The 17,766-nt window shown below is 54.0% G+C and carries 20 protein-coding genes and 3 pseudogenes; 10 read left to right on the plus strand and 13 right to left on the minus strand.

Annotation, left to right across the window (positions count from 1 at the left end):
* From PGX04_RS03560 to PGX04_RS03575, 4 genes and pseudogenes are all read right to left on the minus strand, one after another.
* Positions 1 to 1,160, minus strand: a 1,160-nt coding sequence (locus tag PGX04_RS03560) for a DUF8186 domain-containing protein (RefSeq protein WP_465263789.1), incomplete at its 3' end; no start/stop codon positions are given.
* Between the two features lie 140 nt (positions 1,161 to 1,300).
* Positions 1,301 to 1,639 (minus strand): hypothetical protein, encoded by a 339-nt coding sequence (locus PGX04_RS03565; RefSeq protein WP_273737256.1) that lies wholly within the window; start codon positions 1,637 to 1,639, stop codon positions 1,301 to 1,303.
* Positions 1,640 to 1,707: 68 nt separating this feature from the next.
* On the minus strand, positions 1,708 to 1,941 hold the full coding sequence (locus PGX04_RS03570) for a hypothetical protein (protein ID WP_273737271.1): 234 nt from the start codon (positions 1,939 to 1,941) through the stop codon (positions 1,708 to 1,710).
* Between the two features lie 171 nt (positions 1,942 to 2,112).
* Positions 2,113 to 2,373, minus strand: a pseudogene (locus PGX04_RS03575) (HNH endonuclease); the annotation flags it as partial.
* 189 nt (positions 2,374 to 2,562) lie between these two features.
* On the opposite strand from PGX04_RS03575, the gene PGX04_RS03580 reads away from it, so the two are divergent.
* Positions 2,563 to 3,063: a hypothetical protein gene (locus tag PGX04_RS03580; RefSeq protein WP_273737257.1), complete on the plus strand. Its 501-nt coding sequence runs from the start codon at positions 2,563 to 2,565 to the stop codon at positions 3,061 to 3,063.
* A 122-nt stretch (positions 3,064 to 3,185) separates the two neighbouring features.
* Positions 3,186 to 4,049 (plus strand): S8 family serine peptidase, encoded by an 864-nt coding sequence (locus PGX04_RS03585; RefSeq protein ID WP_273737258.1) that lies wholly within the window; start codon positions 3,186 to 3,188, stop codon positions 4,047 to 4,049.
* Between the two features lie 277 nt (positions 4,050 to 4,326).
* Here the strand turns inward: PGX04_RS03585 and PGX04_RS03590 are convergent, their stop codons facing one another.
* Together PGX04_RS03590 and PGX04_RS03595 are read right to left on the minus strand one after the other, a co-directional pair.
* The gene (locus PGX04_RS03590; RefSeq protein ID WP_273737259.1) at positions 4,327 to 4,803 is read right to left on the minus strand and encodes an IS1096 element passenger TnpR family protein; all 477 of its coding nucleotides are present in this window, start codon (positions 4,801 to 4,803) and stop codon (positions 4,327 to 4,329) included.
* A 1-nt stretch (position 4,804) separates the two neighbouring features.
* A complete protein-coding gene (locus PGX04_RS03595; protein WP_273737260.1) occupies positions 4,805 to 5,767 on the minus strand; it encodes a DUF7983 family protein in 963 nt (320 codons plus the stop codon).
* 100 nt (positions 5,768 to 5,867) lie between these two features.
* Between PGX04_RS03595 and PGX04_RS03600 the strand changes: the two genes are divergently transcribed.
* Both PGX04_RS03600 and PGX04_RS03605 read left to right on the plus strand, forming a co-directional pair.
* Positions 5,868 to 7,301 (plus strand): DEAD/DEAH box helicase family protein, encoded by a 1,434-nt coding sequence (locus tag PGX04_RS03600; RefSeq protein WP_273737261.1) that lies wholly within the window; start codon positions 5,868 to 5,870, stop codon positions 7,299 to 7,301.
* The gene (locus PGX04_RS03605; RefSeq protein ID WP_273737262.1) at positions 7,288 to 8,655 is read left to right on the plus strand and encodes a DUF790 family protein; all 1,368 of its coding nucleotides are present in this window, start codon (positions 7,288 to 7,290) and stop codon (positions 8,653 to 8,655) included. The genes PGX04_RS03600 and PGX04_RS03605 overlap by 14 nt, the downstream gene beginning before the upstream one ends.
* Positions 8,656 to 8,730: 75 nt before the next feature.
* On the opposite strand, the gene PGX04_RS34370 is transcribed toward PGX04_RS03605, so the two are convergent.
* Together PGX04_RS34370 and PGX04_RS03610 are read right to left on the minus strand one after the other, a co-directional pair.
* On the minus strand, positions 8,731 to 8,874 hold the full coding sequence (locus tag PGX04_RS34370) for a KTSC domain-containing protein (RefSeq protein ID WP_377042261.1): 144 nt from the start codon (positions 8,872 to 8,874) through the stop codon (positions 8,731 to 8,733).
* Between the two features lie 30 nt (positions 8,875 to 8,904).
* A pseudogene (locus PGX04_RS03610) lies at positions 8,905 to 9,385 on the minus strand (transposase); the annotation flags it as partial.
* On the opposite strand from PGX04_RS03610, the gene PGX04_RS03615 reads away from it, so the two are divergent.
* Entirely contained in the window at positions 9,318 to 9,479 is a 162-nt protein-coding gene (locus tag PGX04_RS03615; RefSeq protein WP_273737263.1) for a hypothetical protein, read from the plus strand. The pseudogene PGX04_RS03610 and the gene PGX04_RS03615 sit on opposite strands and share 68 nt — an antisense overlap.
* Positions 9,480 to 9,854: 375 nt before the next feature.
* On the opposite strand, the gene PGX04_RS03620 is transcribed toward PGX04_RS03615, so the two are convergent.
* Positions 9,855 to 11,057, minus strand: coding sequence for a Cdc6/Cdc18 family protein (locus PGX04_RS03620; RefSeq protein ID WP_273737264.1), 1,203 nt, complete (start codon positions 11,055 to 11,057; stop codon positions 9,855 to 9,857).
* A gap of 733 nt (positions 11,058 to 11,790) precedes the next feature.
* On the opposite strand from PGX04_RS03620, the gene PGX04_RS03625 reads away from it, so the two are divergent.
* On the plus strand, positions 11,791 to 12,669 hold the full coding sequence (locus tag PGX04_RS03625) for a ParA family protein (RefSeq protein ID WP_273737265.1): 879 nt from the start codon (positions 11,791 to 11,793) through the stop codon (positions 12,667 to 12,669).
* Positions 12,669 to 13,112, plus strand: coding sequence for a DUF7970 domain-containing protein (locus PGX04_RS03630; protein WP_273737266.1), 444 nt, complete (start codon positions 12,669 to 12,671; stop codon positions 13,110 to 13,112). The genes PGX04_RS03625 and PGX04_RS03630 overlap by 1 nt, the downstream gene beginning before the upstream one ends.
* 99 nt (positions 13,113 to 13,211) lie before the next feature.
* Here the strand turns inward: PGX04_RS03630 and PGX04_RS03635 are convergent, their stop codons facing one another.
* The 3 genes from PGX04_RS03635 to PGX04_RS03640 all read right to left on the minus strand — a co-directional run bounded on the left by PGX04_RS03635 (position 13,212) and on the right by PGX04_RS03640 (position 15,223).
* Positions 13,212 to 13,697, minus strand: a complete 486-nt coding sequence (locus tag PGX04_RS03635; RefSeq protein ID WP_273737267.1) for a hypothetical protein — start codon at positions 13,695 to 13,697, stop codon at positions 13,212 to 13,214.
* 590 nt (positions 13,698 to 14,287) lie between these two features.
* A complete protein-coding gene (locus tag PGX04_RS34375; protein ID WP_425498429.1) occupies positions 14,288 to 14,428 on the minus strand; it encodes a DUF7563 family protein in 141 nt (46 codons plus the stop codon).
* Positions 14,429 to 14,518: 90 nt separating this feature from the next.
* Complete coding sequence (locus PGX04_RS03640; RefSeq protein ID WP_273737268.1) at positions 14,519 to 15,223, minus strand: DUF8118 domain-containing protein; 705 nt, start codon at positions 15,221 to 15,223, stop codon at positions 14,519 to 14,521.
* Between the two features lie 186 nt (positions 15,224 to 15,409).
* On the opposite strand from PGX04_RS03640, the gene PGX04_RS03645 reads away from it, so the two are divergent.
* Together PGX04_RS03645 and PGX04_RS03650 are read left to right on the plus strand one after the other, a co-directional pair.
* A complete protein-coding gene (locus PGX04_RS03645) occupies positions 15,410 to 15,640 on the plus strand; it encodes an ArsR family transcriptional regulator (RefSeq protein ID WP_273737269.1) in 231 nt (76 codons plus the stop codon).
* 102 nt (positions 15,641 to 15,742) lie between these two features.
* Positions 15,743 to 16,621: a DUF8172 family protein gene (locus tag PGX04_RS03650; protein ID WP_273737270.1), complete on the plus strand. Its 879-nt coding sequence runs from the start codon at positions 15,743 to 15,745 to the stop codon at positions 16,619 to 16,621.
* Between the two features lie 320 nt (positions 16,622 to 16,941).
* Here the strand turns inward: PGX04_RS03650 and PGX04_RS03655 are convergent, their stop codons facing one another.
* Complete coding sequence (locus PGX04_RS03655) at positions 16,942 to 17,289, minus strand: DUF7964 domain-containing protein (protein ID WP_226778710.1); 348 nt, start codon at positions 17,287 to 17,289, stop codon at positions 16,942 to 16,944.
* 105 nt (positions 17,290 to 17,394) lie between these two features.
* Here PGX04_RS03655 and PGX04_RS03660 point away from each other — a divergent pair.
* Positions 17,395 to 17,766 (plus strand): annotated as a pseudogene (locus PGX04_RS03660) (ISNCY family transposase); the annotation flags it as partial.

The raw sequence follows: 17,766 nt of genomic DNA on the forward strand, positions 1-17,766 counted from the left end.
AGGACGTTCGGGAACGGAACGGTCTCCTGGTGGGTCGCTGGCGCTGGAAGTTGTTGCTCGAGCGTCTCATTCCCTGTCGACACTCCCGACGATGCGTCGTTGAGCACTGGTACCGTCGTATTGGACTCGGGTTGATCCGGCGAGATCGGTAGCTCATCACCTGGCCGATGACCCCGCGTGGCGGTCTCGTACTGGCGCTGTGAGTAGACGCCCCAGATATTCTCGATCTTGCCAGCGCCTTCTTCGAACGTCGCAGTACTCCAGAGCCGACGGTCATGGAGCGTCTCCGGGCCATCGAACTCGAGGATGAGCCGGTCGATACCGTCGTCTGATTCGATGATCGTCTGCTCGATCGACAGTTCTTGGTTCGTCGTGACGACAACGGGGGCCTCGTCTTGGACCGTGTGGGAGAGTCCGAGCGTCTCATTGTCGGTTGTATTCGACAGCACCCAGTCAGTCCCCTCACGGACGTAGGTGGTCTCCTGGACTGCAAGCCTCGAGGTGATCGTCGCTTCCACCTCCATCGTTGTCGCCCCGCTCGCGTTCGCGTCCGCGTAGTCGAGCTGGTGGGGCGCCTCTGGATCACCACTCCATGACTGGGACCCGATCTCGAGTGTCCGGTCGACCTCCTGATCGGTGAGTGTGACATTGAGGCAGGTCCGGGTCTGGTCGGTCGTGGTGCAGGTCCCCTCCGGGATGCGAGTCGCATAATCGACGTGGGTGTAGACCGTCCCGTCACGCGGTACCAACAATAACTCACTCGAGTTGTCGTCTTGGGTGCCTGCGTCCGACTCCAGACGGGTTTGTGTCCCCTCTGCTGTCCCAAGGATCGTTACGTGAGCGTCCGTGACGAGCGTGCCGTTCGAGCGTTTCGAGTCTGGGAACCAGAGACTCGTCGACTCGTTGCGCTCGATCGACTCGAGTTGCTCGAGATGATACTCTTGTAGTGTCTGCTGATCCGGGCCGACCTGATACGGGGGTTGGGTTGTCGAATGGTGGAAATCGCGTATTTGACTCAGCTCTGTTACCGAGATATTCGCTTCTTCATCGACTTCCTCGAGCTCTGGGAGCACGAACGGTGGGACTGAGCCAGCCTCGGGATCCGGTTTATCGGAGATGAAGACGTCTGTGTCGTTGGCCGTCGTCTCCGCGGTGGACATCGTCGCTGCACCGCTAATTGACAGTGTCAGAGTGACAACGAGCAGCAGTACAAGCGACAATCGGTGGCCATCCATTCGTGGGTGTGGGGGTGAAGGGGGTCGATTGAGGGGGGAAGTCGTGATTCTGTTGGCTGTGCTACTTAGAAGGCGATCCAGGGGATGACCATCCCCGGGGCGAGGTTTTCGAAGAGCGTCACGAACACGTTGTAGCTGACCGAGAGGACGATCATCCCAGCGCCGCCCCACATACCTCGCCAGCCCCACTGGGCACGGTCGGCATGTTTGCCGGAGACGAACCAGGCAGCGGCACCAACGAGAAAGACGATGATGCCGAGCTGGCCGAGTGTTGTTGCGACGAAGGCTTCAATCTCCGACAGCGAGTTGTTGATCTCGCTCTCCTGGGCAGCAGCAACTCCGGTTGTTGCGATGAATGCAAACAGGCCGGTCAGGACTGTGGCTCCTTTCGTTCTGTATGCCATGCTCGGGTCTCTTAGCTACTAGCATATATATTTAATCCTAGATGTGGGTGTGGACACAAGTAGAACGATCACTGAATGTAGTCACAGGCAATAGCCCATGCACCGAGGAGGACTGGCGGCCACACGATCGCCCCAATGAGTCCGAATTCGGGGCTCAATTCAAAGTCGGTCCAGGCAACCGCCGTCATCACAGCGGCCACGATTCCCAGTACACTCGTGACGAGGAGTGGTTTCGAGACGACCACCAGACTACCCAGCAGTGTCGCTCCCACCAGGAGGGCAGCCTCGATCTCCATTGCCATCGGAGCATATCCTGCGGAGAGAGCAATTCCCCGACCCACGAGGACGGCCCACAGAGCGATTGCCAGCGCAGCAAAAATCCCGCGTGCAGTCGCTCGCAGTGGCCCAACCGTATACACGTGCGGGCCGTCACCGACCCAGTCACCGGTAAAGATATCGTGGTCGTGATGCCCCTGGTGGCATGATTCACACAGTGTTTCCAGATTTGACAGCCGGTTTGAGCCACCCTCCGCCAGCGGAGTGATATGGTGGGCGTGGAGCCGAACCCCCTCGTCACCAGCATGCGGACCGCTTTGTCGACCGCACGCTTGACATGTCCAGTCGTCGTGTCGGTAAACCGTCTTTCGACGGGCTTCCCAGTCTGGCGGACGATCCCCCGAATACGTGTCGGGATCGTCGTAGCGTGAGTTGATCTGTCTCTCGAGTGCGCTCATTCGATGTCGACCTCGAGTAGTTGCGTCTCATCGGTCACACTTTCGTCAGTGCCCAATTCGGGACACCCAGCCGCCCTGATTCCAACGAAAGTGGCGCTTGACCCAGCAAGGACCAGCCGCATATTATCCGACAGTTTGTATCCGATCAGATATAGTTACCTAGGCAAAAGGCAAGGATGTTACCCCACAATGACCGTCACCATCTCGAAAAAGATCGAAACTTCGGTGTGGACGGTCGTTCCGTCGTGCTTGTCTCATTACTGCCTGAAAAGGCCAAAGTTGTTGGTTAATAAATCCGGCCTGAAGATCACCGGCACTGAGGGAGACGTCACGTGCCCAGCTATAGAAGAAAGAATCAAATCCCTTGCAGTCGAAGCCACGGATAGAATGCCAGAGTACATCGATCCACAGGTCGAGGATCTGCGCGGGAGCAAGAGCCCAATAGAGGTAACGCTCCTCATCGGAGTCTCTGGTGAGTACGACAATGACACCGTCTGTGAGCTAATTGAGCAGGTTGGTGCAACTGTCGACGCCGAAATCGGACGTGCAACGCTCAGAGTAGTTGCACCAGAAACAGCAATCGAATCGCTCTGTACGCTTGACGGGGTCAAATCGATCGAACTCGAGCGAGATGATGTGCAGGTGCTTGCCGAGGGAAATCCGCACTCCCGCCCACGTGTGACTCGGTAGTCGATCTTCGACAACGTGTTTTCGAGTCATATCTTCAGACGCTTGATGCCCGTGACTCGAAAAACAAGGGCCAGTTCATCCGAGTCGGCATCGTTGATTCGCTCTATCAATTAGGACCGGAGTTGGCAGACGCGTTCTCTGTCAATCGCCGCGAAAATTACGTCCATTCGGCGGTGAGCGATACGACTGGCCACGGTGGGGATGTATTCGAAACACTCGGCTATTTCGCTCCGGACGCAGAATTCAATCTGTACCGCGTGATTGCAGAGAACGGCCGAACACGGCGAGGAGACCTCGTTCAGGCAATCGCAGATGCGAGTCGCCACGGCCTCGACTTTCTGAACGTGTCAGTCGGAATTGCTCACCACGAGGAAGACGACTACGACTGTGGTGGCCACTGTCGTGTTGCTGATGAGGCGCGTCTTGCTATCGAGGACGGATTGATCCTGGTCAGCGCAGCAGGTAATCGACGTCAAGATGATCCGCTGGCCGTCAACTGTCCGGCTCGAGTAGACAATGCAATCGGTGTCGGTGGGTTTGTCTCACATTGTCGTTCGGACCTCATTGAGAGCGACGCATCTGGGCAATACTGGGTTCGGAATGAAGGTCTGCAAGGCCCGTTCTGTGGACAACAGGGCTGTAGCCCCGATCGTTCGTGTGCCGAACACCGATACGAAAAACCGTGGTCCGGCAACGTCGCTTTCAGGAATGCGATTCCAGATGTGCTTGCCCCCGTACACCATCCCGTGGACTCGCAGGGTACACCGTTGCTGCAGTCTGGAACAAGTTTTGCAGCACCGATCGTGTGCGGTATCCTTGTAGCGATTGCTGGTGATCTGCTCGAGCTTGGGGTAAATCCAACATCGGCAGAGTTTCAGACAGCAGTCACACAAGGCGCAGCTGCGTTAGATGAGGGGGAGATCGGAAAGTTCCAAGCTGGAGAAACATGGGACCTTCTGCAGGAGATGAGTTCGTCCACGTCCTGAACAACGGTGTTTGTTCTGGGATGACGTATGCACATACTCCCAACGCAGGCCCTTGTAGTCACACCCGTTGTGGCAGAAAGTATAATCCTATGCTCTTGTGGAGGAGATTGTTGGTAGCGATAGCTCATCCCGCACTGGACCAACTATAGCACCATCGTAGCCGATGATGACCGCTTTCTCCGCGTACCATAGTTGGTTCAGTATGACAGCAAAATCATCGGAGGGCTCTCCACTATCGATGTGCTTCCGAAGAGTGGTTGACTAGTTCCTTTTCGAATCACTGATATTGGGGATGATCGTCAAGTGAATACTGGTCGACTGGATCGCCCTTCTCGTTGACCACTTCGGGACGCCTGCCGCCCGGTTCATCGTCAGTACTCTCCTTCAGAATCCCATAGAACCGCCACTCGTCACCGTAATCGAAGAGATAGCAAATCCGGTCACCAACCTTGAGATCCAACTGCCTCGCCAACTCAGTAATCGTCGTCTCACCTGCGTTATAGACCGTCTCGTCCCATCGCATCGCCTCACCACTCGGAAGATCTTCGTACTCTTCCGGACGCTGGTACTTTACACTGCTTTGCCAGTAGTCTTGACCCACGCCGAAAAACCAGAGATGGGCCTGATTGAGTCCCATCGACTCGTTGATGACGGCCTGGAATTCCGCTAACGTTCGGTCCTCGCCGACGATGATATCACGCCACAGCGCGGTCGGATCCCACTCGAGTTTGACGCGAAAGCGATAGGCCGTCATCTTACACCTCCACACCGGATCGAAAGCTCGTGAGGTCGTTGATCCGTTCTTCCAACTCTTCGATCTCGTCTCGTAGCTCCTCGGCTTCAGTCCCCTTTGTCGCAGACAGGCGGTCCTTGAGGCCCTGGAGCCGCGTCTCCTTCTCCTCTTCGTCGACCTCGGCCTTACGGACGTACTCGCGCTCTTCGATCTCGTAGACGTCCGTCGGTGCTACCTCGGTTACCTCGAGCGCCTCGTCGACTTTCGTCGAGTCGACACTGGTGACCCGCTCACGAGGAATGCCGGCTTCATCGAGCGTCTCGAGGACCTCCTCCTCGTCCCGGAGCGACCGATACGTTCGACCGGTCCGCTGGATGGAGCCGAATTGCCCGTAAACGGGCTGGTCGTGATGAATGCGATCGAGGAGGACGTTGGTAACGTCTCCACGGAGATTGTCGGCATCTCGTTGCACGTCCGAAAGCAGCGTATAGAGGTTGACCAGTGAGGCGGTTTCCAGATCCTCGAGTTCGGAAACGTCGTAGCGCTCGAGCGCATCGATCAGTAACAGCGTGTCCGAGTAGACCGCGAGATCGGGCTCCGTCCGTTCCTCGTCACTATTAGAAGAGCCACCTCGAACGAACTGAGACGGCGTTGGGTCATCGGTTTCACGAAGCGTTCCGGCCTGCTTGTCGATCTCGAAACGCGGGTGGAGACTCAATACCGCTGGATACGGATCAGCTTCTGGCGGAAGGCGATCGAGTTCGAATGCAGCTATACCGCTCCGAACCCGGTCGATGAGGGTTTCGAACTGCTCTCGCTGGAGCGGGCGAGATTTTTCTGAGTCGACGAACCTTACGATGATGCGATGCTCTTGGACGTCCGTAATTCGAATCCGCTGCTCGGATAACGGCGTGATGAGTGTTGCGCCATCCTCGAGCGCCTCACACTCGGAGAGCAAATTATTCCACGTGGACGCGAAGGTCATGGGGTGACATACGCACTTGGTACAGTAAAACCGTTCGCGGCAGCTCTATCACGCCTTTTCCAACACAGCTAACCGCACTGATCGACGATACTGGTCACGGATGAACCTCGAGTTCGACGACGGAACGCTCCTGCTCCGCGACGCACCTGAGGGAGTTCCCTACGCAGAGTGGGATGACCGCGTCGACGAATTTCGAGCTCAGGCCTATCGCTATCGGTCGCTTCTTGACTGGGCAGACAAGTGGCAGACCGACTCCAGTGACGATGGCCAATCGACTCTCCGGCAGAGCGCTCGTCAATCCCAGCCTCTCGATCTCGAGGACAGCGCCTGTTCCTATCCCGATCTCGCACTCACACCGACCATTCAAGTTGACCCTCGTCACTACCAGCAGGCCGCTCTCGAGGCCTGGCGCGAGCACGAACGCCGGGGCAGTGTCGTGCTGCCGACCGGCAGTGGGAAGACCTTTCTCGGACTGCAAGCGATCATGGACGCTGGCGTCGCGACACTCGTTGTTGTTCCGACAATCGATCTCATGAACCAGTGGCACGCCACACTGACCAATGCCTTTGGTGACCAACTGCCGAATGGCGTCGGTGTCCTCGGCGGTGGGTCTCACGACATCACTGCCGTGACTGTCACGACCTACGACAGCGCCTATCGCTACGTCAACGAGTACGGTGATCAGTTCGGTCTCCTCATCGTCGACGAGGTGCATCACCTACCGGCTCCGACCTACCGCCAGATCCCTGAGATGATGATCGCTCCGTACCGACTCGGACTCACCGCCACCTACGAACGGGCCGACAACAAACACGAGACGCTCGAAGAGCTGCTCGGTCCAGTCGTCTACGAAGAGAATGTGGATGCGCTCGCCGGCGAGTTCCTCAGTGAGTACGAAACTATCCACCTCGAGGTCGAACTCACACCCGAGGAACGCCAGCAGTACGACACGGAGTACGAGATCTATCGTGAGTACGTCGATAGCCACGAGTTCGACATCTGGAAGGAACGAGGGTATCAGGAGTTTCTCAGACGCTCGTCCTACGATTCACAGGGGCGACGGGCACTGATCGCCAAACAGCGCGCCGAGGAGATTGCCCGAACAGCCCACAAAAAGCTCGATACCCTCGATACGCTCATCAAACAGCATCACGACGACCGTGTCATCATCTTTACCGCCAACAACGACTTTGCCTACGATATCTCCCAGGAATTCATCGTTCCCTGCATCACCCATCAGACACCGACTGACGAGCGAACCGACCTTCTCGAGCGCTTCCAGACTGGCGAGTACTCGATGCTCGTGACATCGCAGGTCCTCGACGAAGGAATCGACGTCCCCGCGGCCAATGTGGGAATCATCCTCTCCGGAAGTGCCTCAAAACGCCAGTACGCTCAACGCCTTGGCCGAATTCTCCGCCCAACAGACGATCGACAGCCCGCACGACTGTACGAGATCATCGCCGCGAACACGAAGGAACGGTACGTCTCTCAGCAACGCCGGCAGGGGGTGAATTCCAGTGCTGACAGCTGATCTCGCTCGCTCACGAACAACTGGCGGAGAAGTCGTTCCTCTGTTCATCGATCCCACTGAAGAACGCTACCGGGAGACCGCTCGAGAGCTCATTGAGCTGTTCGAAGCCCACCTGGGCGAGCCCAAGGGCGACCTCGAGGCAGCGATCAATGAACTCACGATCGATAATACGGAGTACAAGATCATCCAGGGGTTCGCAAAGCTCCTCACAGACGAGTGTGAATTCGAGGTACACGCACCGATCGAACCTAAAACGATCCGCCAACACCTCTTCGAGTACGCGAACGAACAGTATCCAATCGTTCGCCAGCCAACACTCGGTGAGGATACCCAGAAGCTCGACGTGTATAGCACCGTCGCCGACGAATTGGGCATCTCTCTTGCCGAGTGTCACCAGGGAATGTACGCAGACCTCGAGGAAAACAAGCGTCTCGTGCGGCTGGGAGAGCGCACCGTTGATGAGAGTACAGCACAGGAGACTGGTGACAAGACACCGTCAACGACGAAACTGACTGGCAGCAGTGATGAAGCCTACCAGGATACAACGCTCACTGTAGAGTGGTTGCTGACTCGCTACAATCTCGCACTCGCACAGGCGGTCCTTTACGATGCAACGCGTATGCGCATCCGCGTGTGGGATCACTTCGGGACGGTATTCAGCTACGTGAAGCTGTTCGGGTTGATGCACCGGATTTATCCAATCGACAGCAACGGGCACCGTGTGACAGGCACTGATCTCGCCGACGGCTACGAAGCAGTGCTGGACGGGCCTGCCTCGTTGTTCTCCAAGTCCCAAAAGTACGGCATCCGGATGGCGAACTTCTTGCCGGCGTTACCGCTGTGTGATCGCTGGGAGATGGCCGCAGAGATTCTCGTCGACGACACGATAGGGGAAACACATCGATTCACACTCGATCAGACTGACGATCTTGAGTCTCACTACAGTGCTGGCAAACGGTTTGACAGCGATCTCGAGCGAACGCTGGCCCAGAAGTGGGAGCGGGCGACGACCGATTGGAAGTTAGTCCGCGAGGATGATATCCTCGATATCGGTGAGGAAGTGTTGATTCCCGATTTCGCGATCGAACATCCCGACGGCCGACGAGCAATTCTCGAGATTATGGGATTCTGGACGCCCGAGTACCTCGAGTCAAAGCTCGAGAAGATTCGCCAAGCAGATGCCGGGAACCTGATCGTTGCTGTCTCCGAAAATCTGGACTGTGCTCGCGACGAGTTCGGTGAGGCAAGCGATCGTGTGCTGTGGTTCAAAACCGGGATTCACGTCTACGATCTCGTAGAGGTAGCAGAGGCTCATGCGGTTCACGTGTCTTCAGAGATTTCAGATTCCAATTGAAGCGCACTGCCGGAGACGGTGATCACGGTGATATCGTGACTGCCCCCGGATGACTGTGCTTGACTACTGGCATCGTCATTGGATTCGGTGATAGCTGTGGCCACGGATATGGGCGTTGAAATACCGGTCGAGAGATTTTGTGCCCATCAACCCGCGATACGTCTCTTCTGGCACGTCGATGTACTGATAGACGCTTCTATCCTGGAGTTTTACTTTCAAGTGCCGTGTTGAATAGCTGCTGAATCACGGTTAGAGTGGCTTACAGAGCGATTCTATATTTCCGATGGCGGAACATGAGGACGATCTCACGAAACTGTGATACCAGTCCAGCGCTCGCACGGCGTCGCCGAGCGAGCGCTTCGTCATCGAGTAGGAATCTTCGGCCATTCAGCGCAGTGAATGGTCTTTTGCCCGGATAAGCGCATTATGCCCTACCGTGAGTGATCTCGATCTACGTTGTAAGATGAGCGGTTCGACACCGAGCGCGTAGAATTCGTACTTGGTGTGCCAATTGTGGAAGGCTTTGTCAGCCGAGACGGACAGCAGGTCGTCCGCCGGAACGCGGACGATCTGCGGCCCAGTCTTCGTATCGTGTTTTCCACCATACTGAGATCTGCACGTCGAGAACAGCAAGTGATTCTAAATCAGTTAGGAGGATAGCGATGAGTGAGACCGACGACGACCGGCAGGAACAAGAGACGCTCATCGTCTGCGATCTCAGACCGGACCTGTCGATCGACGAACTCCACACGGCGAAAGCAGCGTTGACCGGTGCCGGATTCGTCCTCGAGGAAGACCTGTCTACCGGCCAGCTCAAGGTATGACGAATTCAACTTTTACAGGTGAAGCCCCCGTCCTCAAGGAGCGTCAGAGTCCGCGCAAGCAGACAAGAAACGCAGTAGATCGGAGTTGTTACCAAGTCCTTCACAATCTCTTTACCGTTCTGTGCTAACACCTCTATTGCTACATTCGGAGATGTATAGACATCTTTTAGAGGTAATCATGTTATCCTCCCTCTAGATTAAATGCAAGAAATCAATATAGCCTGCAGTGGCGTCAACAGACGTACCGACGCGCGAATACCGCCTAATATTCTGGAAATGGTGGACACAGTACATCATGTAGGATTGAGAATGAGATACAATTCTAACTAAAGAATCCATTGCGTCCAGTTGACCCCTGAATGTCCAGAAAAGCTGTTACGGTCTGTCTATCAAGTCAAGAACATCAGTGAACCGGTTTTCCTCAGTTAAGACATTAACCGTAGTATCGAAATCCGTGTTCAATTCCCAGTAATACTTTGGGCCGCCACGCGACCCACCACTGCGCTTCGCGCCCGAGACAACACCAATCATATCTAGATCATGGAGATGACTACGAACCCGACGCATTGCAATTGAGTTCGTATCCACATGAGATGTGATATCTGTGTAGCGCGAGTACACCTCTGGTGTTGGTGCTGGCGTTTCATTCCTAGTCGCTAACGAAGTGAGTGCTAGTAACGCCAACTGGTCCTGCGTTGTTAAATCACGTATGCTCTGCGCAATGTTCATCTGCTCAACATGATCCTCAGCCTTACGGACGTGTTCCTCAGCGACCTGCGATTCATCATTCAGGGCAGCGAACTCACCAGCCTTGTACAAATATCGGATCGCCTGCCGCGCAGATCCTAAATCTTGAGCAGCAAGCGCCGCTGCTAGTGCGACGGCTTCCTGCGTGACGGCACTATTGACAAATGCTTTTTTTGACCGACGATCGAGAATACTCCGCAGTTGATCAGCATCATACGGCGGGAAGTGAATTTCGACCTCGCATAGCGAATCCTTGGCTCGAGGGTCAAGTTCATCGTAGAACGTCATGTCGTTGCTGATTCCAATCACGGAAACATCCATGTCCTCAATATGGCCGTTATCACGCGCACGTGGCAGCTCATAAAGAATCATATCTTTGTTTCCAATATTGTCGACTTCATCAAGGACAATAACGATGATTCCACTAATCTCTTGAAGAGCATCGTACAGTCGGGCGAATACTTTCCTCTTCGGATGGCCATTCGGGTTATCACCAGTTAATTGTTCTACAAGATCACACGCGACCTGATATGAAGAGTGATGCCCTTTACACGTTTGAAAAATAGTAGTTAAGTTGATTCCGCTCCGCTCATCAACTTCCTCTTGCAGTTTCTCAAGGAGAAAACGTGCAGCTGCTGTTTTCCCTTGCCCAGGCTTACCGTACAGAAACGCGTTGTGAGGGGGTGCATCGTTGAGAACTGGGGAAAGAACCTCTAGCCCAAGTCGTTTGAGTTGCTCTTCTCGTTCTGGAAGATCATTTGGTGTGTAACTCTCTTTCAGGATGCGTTCGCTTTCGAAGATCGCCGATCGGTCCTGAAAGTACTCGGTCATGATAGGAGGCAACGCATTCATTGTACAAATAACCGTAGTGTCCAGAACCCCCCATAATGTCCAGAAACACGGGTGGTCAAACCACCCCCACCCGGGGGCGTCCGGAATTAGCGGGAAAAGGACCACGGTGAAAACTAAGTTATCAGTGTCTGAGACAGCAAAATCCACAGCCTCTTTCCTAAAAAAGAACTATAGTGAAAACAACCGAAAGCGCGGTCGGATATTCATCCTCTCTTGCTTTCTAGTATCTGCTTTGCGGTTCTGTACAATAGTACATCACTTATAGATTTCGAACTAGAAACTATATTACATTCTTATTACACTATTCACTTATACTTACAGTTTCTCTTTGTTATGAGGAAGATCGCTCTTTCTCCCGTCTTTTCTGGACGCCCCCGGGGGTGCCCCCTTTAAGACCTCTTTCAATGAACCTTTCTCAGTAAGCTATCCCGTCTTCGACTTCTGGATATCTTTGAGGTACTCTGGCTGTGTCTTTGCCTGGCGAGCTCCAGTCCCAGGCTCACCATTCTCAAGACTAATTCGCTGACCGTCCATGCTAATCCTTCTATTCCTACATTCTAGAATGTAGTTACATTACATACTGTGACCCATTTCTATATTGTGGGGGATTTGCAAACAGGATCGAACTTCAGTCATGTGATGGGATCCTCTCATGTTTATACATGGTCTCTTTCCATCACACTTTATACTGTGGCTACGTGATCTGTCCTTTATGGCTAGCGATTCCAATCTCACGAAAAAACCTCGAGCTGTCGCAGTTAACGTCCTCAAAGGTGGTTTTGGGAAATCAACTACCGCAATCAATCTTGCACGAGAACTCGCAGAGAGAAATGGCCGTGTTCTCCTTGTTGATCTCGACGACAACGGGCATACCACATTCAACCTTGGCTACCGCGACCAGTACGAATCCGACAACCACGTTCAAGAAGTCCTACTTGACGGCGCTGATCCGTTAGATCACGTCGTTCCAGTTACCGATGATCTTGATCTTCTGCCGTCCCATGAAGCTCTTGAGGAGGTGGAGACAAATCTGAAATCAGCAATGGCCTCAAGTCAACGACTTAACCGTAACGTCGTTGATCCTCTGCTTGGGGATACATACTCCTATATCGTTGTCGATACGCCAGCTAATCGAGGAAAGCTCAACGACAATGCCCTGTTTGCAACAAAAAATCTCATTGTTCCACTCCGTCCAGAGAGTGGATGGGAATCTGGAATCACGCAGACGAACAAACGTCTGATCCAAGAAGCGCGCCAGTACTTCGACCTCCAATTACTTGCACTCGTTCCAACTGATCTTAGCGAACGTCTCGATCAGGACACCCGAGACCGAAACCTGCTGTACGCAATTAATAGCCGTGATGAACTTGCATCGTGCGTCCCAAACTTCGCACATCTCTCTGCGGCTGACTGGGAAGCAATCGACGCTGGCAACTACAATGGTGATCTCCCTGGTATCCGTCACCGTGCTAGTATCGATAAAGCACATCGTGCTCGCAAACCGCTACGCGATTATGACCCAGAGTGTGACCAACTCAAATGTTATGAGGAACTTGCCCAAACCGTCGAGAATGGGGGGGTGATACGGTAATGCCGTTCGACGATCTTGCTGACGATTCGGAGGAGTCCGATCCTGGTGATGAGGCGCTGGACGAACTTGCCGGTACCCTTGCAGATGACTCCACAGCAGGTGAAGAATCATCAGGAAACGACACTACGTCTGAGGATCGTGATAGCGTCTCAGCATACGATTCTCAAACAGAGCCAGCATTCCCGACTGCGAAGACACGGACACAGCATTCGATCTACTGCCTTCCTGAGACGTGGGATACGATTGATGGTGCATCTGGCCTTCTATTCGAAGCCGAGATTATGCTCCGTCGCGATGGCTATGAAGCTGTACAGAAACGTGAACTGCACAATGCATTACTCAAATCTGCAGCACAACAGTTGACTCCCGAGGATATTGCCGAAGCCTTTGTTGCGACTCGAGAAGAACGAGAATTTGAACCGCTCCTAACTGACGAACCTTGACATTCCCCATCGTGTAAACGTGGACAAATTGGCTACTTCGGGACGACATTTGGGAGCGAGATTGGTGAGAGTCCCTATCTAGGGCTTCAGTTGATTTGCTCACACTTCAGTTTCGATCCGTTCTTGCAGGTCTGTGAGCATGTCGTGTCTCCGATCGGAATCCTCGATGATAGCCTCGAAACAGGATGTGGGAAACGCGTTGTTTTTGAGGACCGCCGCGCGGAGTTCCTCCGGGTGTGGGATTGAAAACTCGACGACCGGTTCAGTATCCTGGTACATTATGTGCTCGTCGCAGTAGGCGCACTCGGCGGCGGACAGCTCGCGCTCGGTGAGCGACACCTCCGCATAGATGCCGTTCACGCCGTAGATCTGCCACTCGGTGGCGGCACCAAAGCGAGCGGCGCTGGCGATTCGGACTCGTTTGGGGCCGCCTTTCTTCGGGACGCACGACGTGAACAGTGCCGAGTACTCGCGCTTGAGAACGTTCGCCGAGCGGTAGTCGTACAGATTCGAGAGGGCTTTCGTGACGACGCGGACGCCGCCAAGCGTTTCCTCGAGTCGATGAATAGGTTTGGGTTTGGTCATTCGGAATCACCGCCGAACCCGGCAATAATCATATACCTGTGGCTGAACACATCCCGCCGGAACGCGATGGTATCGGGGTTGGCCGTCAGGCGTGGACGGCCATAGCGATCATAATACTTTCGGCTCTGTAGTTTCGCTACTCAGCTTTGCACGTTGACTATCTCACATATGAGCAGCCGAAACGGGCAAAAGAGCGATTCTACCGGCTATTCGTGAACCATCGGGACCTGAGTCGTCTCGCCGCTGGAGTCACAACCTCTGCCAAAGCCGGTGAGTCCATTCGCGCCCGTTTCTCCAATCTAACTGTCAGCTATACAACGTGCAAAGCTGAGTTCTAAAGGTGGTCCGTCATGCAGTCCCGTCAGAGCGAGACGTTAATCCCGTCAGTCACCTCCGGCAGAGTGCGAAGTGGGAACGTCGCATCGCAGTCGTGGCACTCGTGTTCAATCGGGACGCCTCGAGCATCGAGTTCGACCATGCGCTGATTCACTCCGTCCTTCGATGGAGTTTGATCGTCTCGTCCGTGGATTCGATAGTTTCGATCATATGTCTGTCTCTCTAATTTAAATCTCTAGGTATCTGTCTTGTGGTTACTCGCCAGCTCCCTCGCCACCGAGCATTTCAGCCGTGTCCCGACAATTCGAGCAAGCGTGTAACGTCCCGTCGTTGGCCGAAAACACACGCTTGTATCGATCTGTAACATGGTTGCCACAGTTATCGCAGTGTGCCATTAGGCGAACCCTCGGATAGCACAAAGGGCCAGCGAGGCAGCCATCAGATACAGCCCAGTGCCGGCGAGCAACAGTCACGAGACTGAGTACTCACTCATCGAACCGACACCCCTCCCTGTGAGTGGCGAACTCCTTACGTCCAGTCACGACCTCACGAGCGCAGTCACGGCAGCGGTAGAACTTCGCGTCCGTCAGCTGGCCGTACTTGTCGTACTCTGCGAAGGGTCCCTTCCACGGATCGGCGTCGTCCTCGAGGAGCTCCGCATCTTCAACAGCCTCGCGAACAGTCACACCTCCGTCGGTCATGGCGACCTTGCCTGAGTCAGACTCGGTAGTAACCTCGATGCTGTCGGTGTCTCGGAAGCAACTCCAACACTCAAGATCGTCGCCAGCATCCACCGTATTCAGTTCCCCACACTCGCACCTGCACGTCTCGACATCGTCCGCACTCTCGCTCTCCTCGTGTCCGTCGACGTCGTCACGGGTGACGTGTTCACCGAGCTTGCCGGCGACGTCCCCACTATCAGGAACCGTACGCTCGCCCGTCGCGAACCCGACTCGGCGTCGGTGCTTACACTTGACGTCTCGGTACTCGTGGTCAGGACAGGTGCACGCCCCGAGCAGCGTGTTCACGACGTAGCTACTGCCGGATTCGCTCACGACCTCGTACTCACCGCGGCGGCCGGCCACGTCGCCGACGTCCTCCAGGACGGTCAGATATTGCTCGAGGGCGCGTCGGTCTCGGTCGTCGAATTGTTCGCCAACTTCTTGGCTTCGGGTAACGTTCTGGTTCATGCTGTTTGCTTCAGCACTTCGGCGGGCGTTCCAGCGCCCGTCGGTTTCTACAACCGATCAGTGCTTACTCCACCCTATGCAGGCAACTGCATCAAACCTTTGCATCTTACTGCAGCAGTTAGCTGCAAAGGCGTATTAGGATTCATCGCGAAGGGACTAATGCAGATGCATGCAAAGGACGACGTAATGGCAGAACGTAACGACGACTCTGGCCGCTACACCAAGACGTACCCGCTTGAGGACTTTCTCACCGCGCTCGAGGAACTCGGCGGCGCTGCGGGCACGCAGGACGTGGCTGACGAGGTCGGATGCAAGTATCGAACGGCGAACGCCAAGCTTCACGAGCTCGAGGACGAAGGTGAGATCACATCACGGAAGGTTGGGAACGCTTATCTGTGGGAGCTGGTCGACGAATGAGGGGGAAGCAGAGCGCCCCCGATCTACTCGAGGAACTCCGCGAGGTCGTCTGTGAAGGGAGTGATGGCAATGAGTAACCAAGAGGTCTGTCGCTAAGAATTCATGAACGACAACAAAACAGTCTTGAAGTTACATGATTCTGGAGATAGTCGATACTCATTGAACTTCCTTGCAGACGACAAGGGGGTGATAGCCAAGAAATTGTCTGAATTGCATCGCGATAAAGATTTAGAAATTGCCACTTCGCAAGATGATATTGGAGATAACACAATATATCTCATCTATACAAAGACCCCATTCGAGTCAGCGTATTTGAATTTCGAAAGTGAGGAAGAAACTCTTCAATGGATCAACGAGCACTTCACAGAGGGTGACAACTATGTGTTACGCGAAGTCATCACCCTCTTTGACGGAATAATCACAGAAAAGGAAGAGCAAGGGGAGACCTTCTCTACATACAAGAAGATGAATTTAGAGGCCATCCCCGATATCTTGAATCAGGTTGAATGGCGGCAGCAAGTCCCTGATGTTGGGGCTGAATTGCTCTCTCATTTTATTCTCTCACATCCTATGCCGAACACGAATCATAGAACAGGAATTGGACTACTGGATCGTTACCTCTCATCATTCGATGGGGGGTTTGTGATGCCAGACACTGGTGAGGAGGATGTCTGGTATCCCTGGGCAAAAGGTTATATTTACGACTCGAAGCGAATACTCACTCTTCGGAACCATTTCTTGAAATTCAAACACGCAAATGGCTTTGGTTATGAGGCTGCTGAGCGAAAGGAAGGCATCCTAATTGAGTTCGGTGACCTTGATTTTAGTCGATCTGACTATCACACCCACTATACCGCTCGTCATCTCAAGCGGACGCGTGAGTTTGTGGTCACTGTCTTAGAAGAGGCAGATGCTACTCATTTACGTGAGGAAAATGACGATGGGAAACGAGCGTTCATAGACCGGCTCCGAGAAGAGTGACAACTAATCCGGGAGATTGGCGAGTTTTCGTCCGACCTCGTGCGAATCCTTACTGAGTTGCGAACGCCCCTCTGTCTGTTCTTCTAGGACTCGCTTGAACTCTTCAAGTTCCATTGTATCCCAAATACGTGTCTCACACATATGAAGATAGTGCACGTGTCCACCAGGCCCCACGTGGCGCTCCCGAATAGATAAACCAGAAAGGACGATATCAAATCTCGAGTTGTTCCTCTCACAACTTCGGGATCTCAAGTTCTACAAACCACCATACAGCTGACACCCGTTACGATCGTCCTCAGAGAAGCTGTTTGAAAAAGAAACTATTCTTCGTCTTCCGAGGCAACAGCGCTCATAGCGTCCATTCCTTGCTGGATCGGATGCTCTTCGTAGAGCTCCTCGCTTCGCAGAAACCCATCTGAGAGGATGTTATCTTCCATACCGCTCTCGTAGACAACCCTCCAGCCGTGACCTGCTTCGTAGGTCACGGCTGTCACCCAGTCGTAGCCGATGAACATCGCAGTGTCCATAACCATCCCGTGTTCCGGATCAAATTTCGTCGTCTGAGGCATTATTGACTGGATGCTCTCGTGTCGTTCGAGTGAGTCACGCTCAGTATCCTTGAGTGGGCGGTCTGGAAGCGATTCAACAAGGGATCCATCTTGAGCCATACTCCAAGTAGCTCTTGGCACGTAAATAACCGTTCGGCGTGGGTCCAAATGTGGTGCCCTAATGGGGGGTCTCTCCTTCGGTTTCAGTATCTGGACTGACTGTCAATGGCATCTAACATCACTCCTGCAGTTGACGACGATGCCCCCGCTTTGGCGGGGGCGATCGTCATCCACGCCAAGAAAGTCTGTGAAACAGCTGATCATCTCTGGCGTGTACTTGGAGACGTCTCGATTCCCGTGGATGGACTAACTGACACTCGACAACAGCACAAAGTCTCGTTCGGAACAGAGTCAATGGCACGAGTCTACATCTACCAGACGATCTACGACCTCGCCCAAAGCGAGGTCGCAGATCGGCTTGAAAACCGTCCAGCACTGCTGAAACAGCTAGGTTTGAATAAGGTACCGACTCAGCAGAATCTCTCATACGCTTGGAACCAATTCAGCGAGCAGACCAAGACCACGCTTGAGGCCGCT

The organism is Natrinema soli (assembly GCF_028618695.1).

Excerpts from the sequence above, each read along its gene's own strand:
- PGX04_RS03565 (WP_273737256.1), bottom strand. The coding sequence starts at position 1,639 with ATGGCATACAGAACGAAAGGAGCCACAGTCCTGACCGGCCTGTTTGCA.
- PGX04_RS03570 (WP_273737271.1), bottom strand. The coding sequence starts at position 1,941 with ATGGCAATGGAGATCGAGGCTGCCCTCCTGGTGGGAGCGACACTGCTG.
- PGX04_RS03580 (WP_273737257.1), top strand. The coding sequence starts at position 2,563 with ATGACCGTCACCATCTCGAAAAAGATCGAAACTTCGGTGTGGACGGTC.
- PGX04_RS03590 (WP_273737259.1), bottom strand. The coding sequence starts at position 4,803 with ATGACGGCCTATCGCTTTCGCGTCAAACTCGAGTGGGATCCGACCGCG.
- PGX04_RS03595 (WP_273737260.1), bottom strand. The coding sequence starts at position 5,767 with ATGACCTTCGCGTCCACGTGGAATAATTTGCTCTCCGAGTGTGAGGCG.
- PGX04_RS03600 (WP_273737261.1), top strand. The coding sequence starts at position 5,868 with ATGAACCTCGAGTTCGACGACGGAACGCTCCTGCTCCGCGACGCACCT.
- PGX04_RS03615 (WP_273737263.1), top strand. The coding sequence starts at position 9,318 with ATGAGTGAGACCGACGACGACCGGCAGGAACAAGAGACGCTCATCGTC.
- PGX04_RS03620 (WP_273737264.1), bottom strand. The coding sequence starts at position 11,057 with ATGACCGAGTACTTTCAGGACCGATCGGCGATCTTCGAAAGCGAACGC.
- PGX04_RS03625 (WP_273737265.1), top strand. The coding sequence starts at position 11,791 with ATGGCTAGCGATTCCAATCTCACGAAAAAACCTCGAGCTGTCGCAGTT.
- PGX04_RS03630 (WP_273737266.1), top strand. The coding sequence starts at position 12,669 with ATGCCGTTCGACGATCTTGCTGACGATTCGGAGGAGTCCGATCCTGGT.
- PGX04_RS03635 (WP_273737267.1), bottom strand. The coding sequence starts at position 13,697 with ATGACCAAACCCAAACCTATTCATCGACTCGAGGAAACGCTTGGCGGC.
- PGX04_RS34375 (WP_425498429.1), bottom strand. The coding sequence starts at position 14,428 with ATGGCACACTGCGATAACTGTGGCAACCATGTTACAGATCGATACAAG.
- PGX04_RS03640 (WP_273737268.1), bottom strand. The coding sequence starts at position 15,223 with ATGAACCAGAACGTTACCCGAAGCCAAGAAGTTGGCGAACAATTCGAC.
- PGX04_RS03645 (WP_273737269.1), top strand. The coding sequence starts at position 15,410 with ATGGCAGAACGTAACGACGACTCTGGCCGCTACACCAAGACGTACCCG.
- PGX04_RS03650 (WP_273737270.1), top strand. The coding sequence starts at position 15,743 with ATGAACGACAACAAAACAGTCTTGAAGTTACATGATTCTGGAGATAGT.
- PGX04_RS03655 (WP_226778710.1), bottom strand. The coding sequence starts at position 17,289 with ATGGCTCAAGATGGATCCCTTGTTGAATCGCTTCCAGACCGCCCACTC.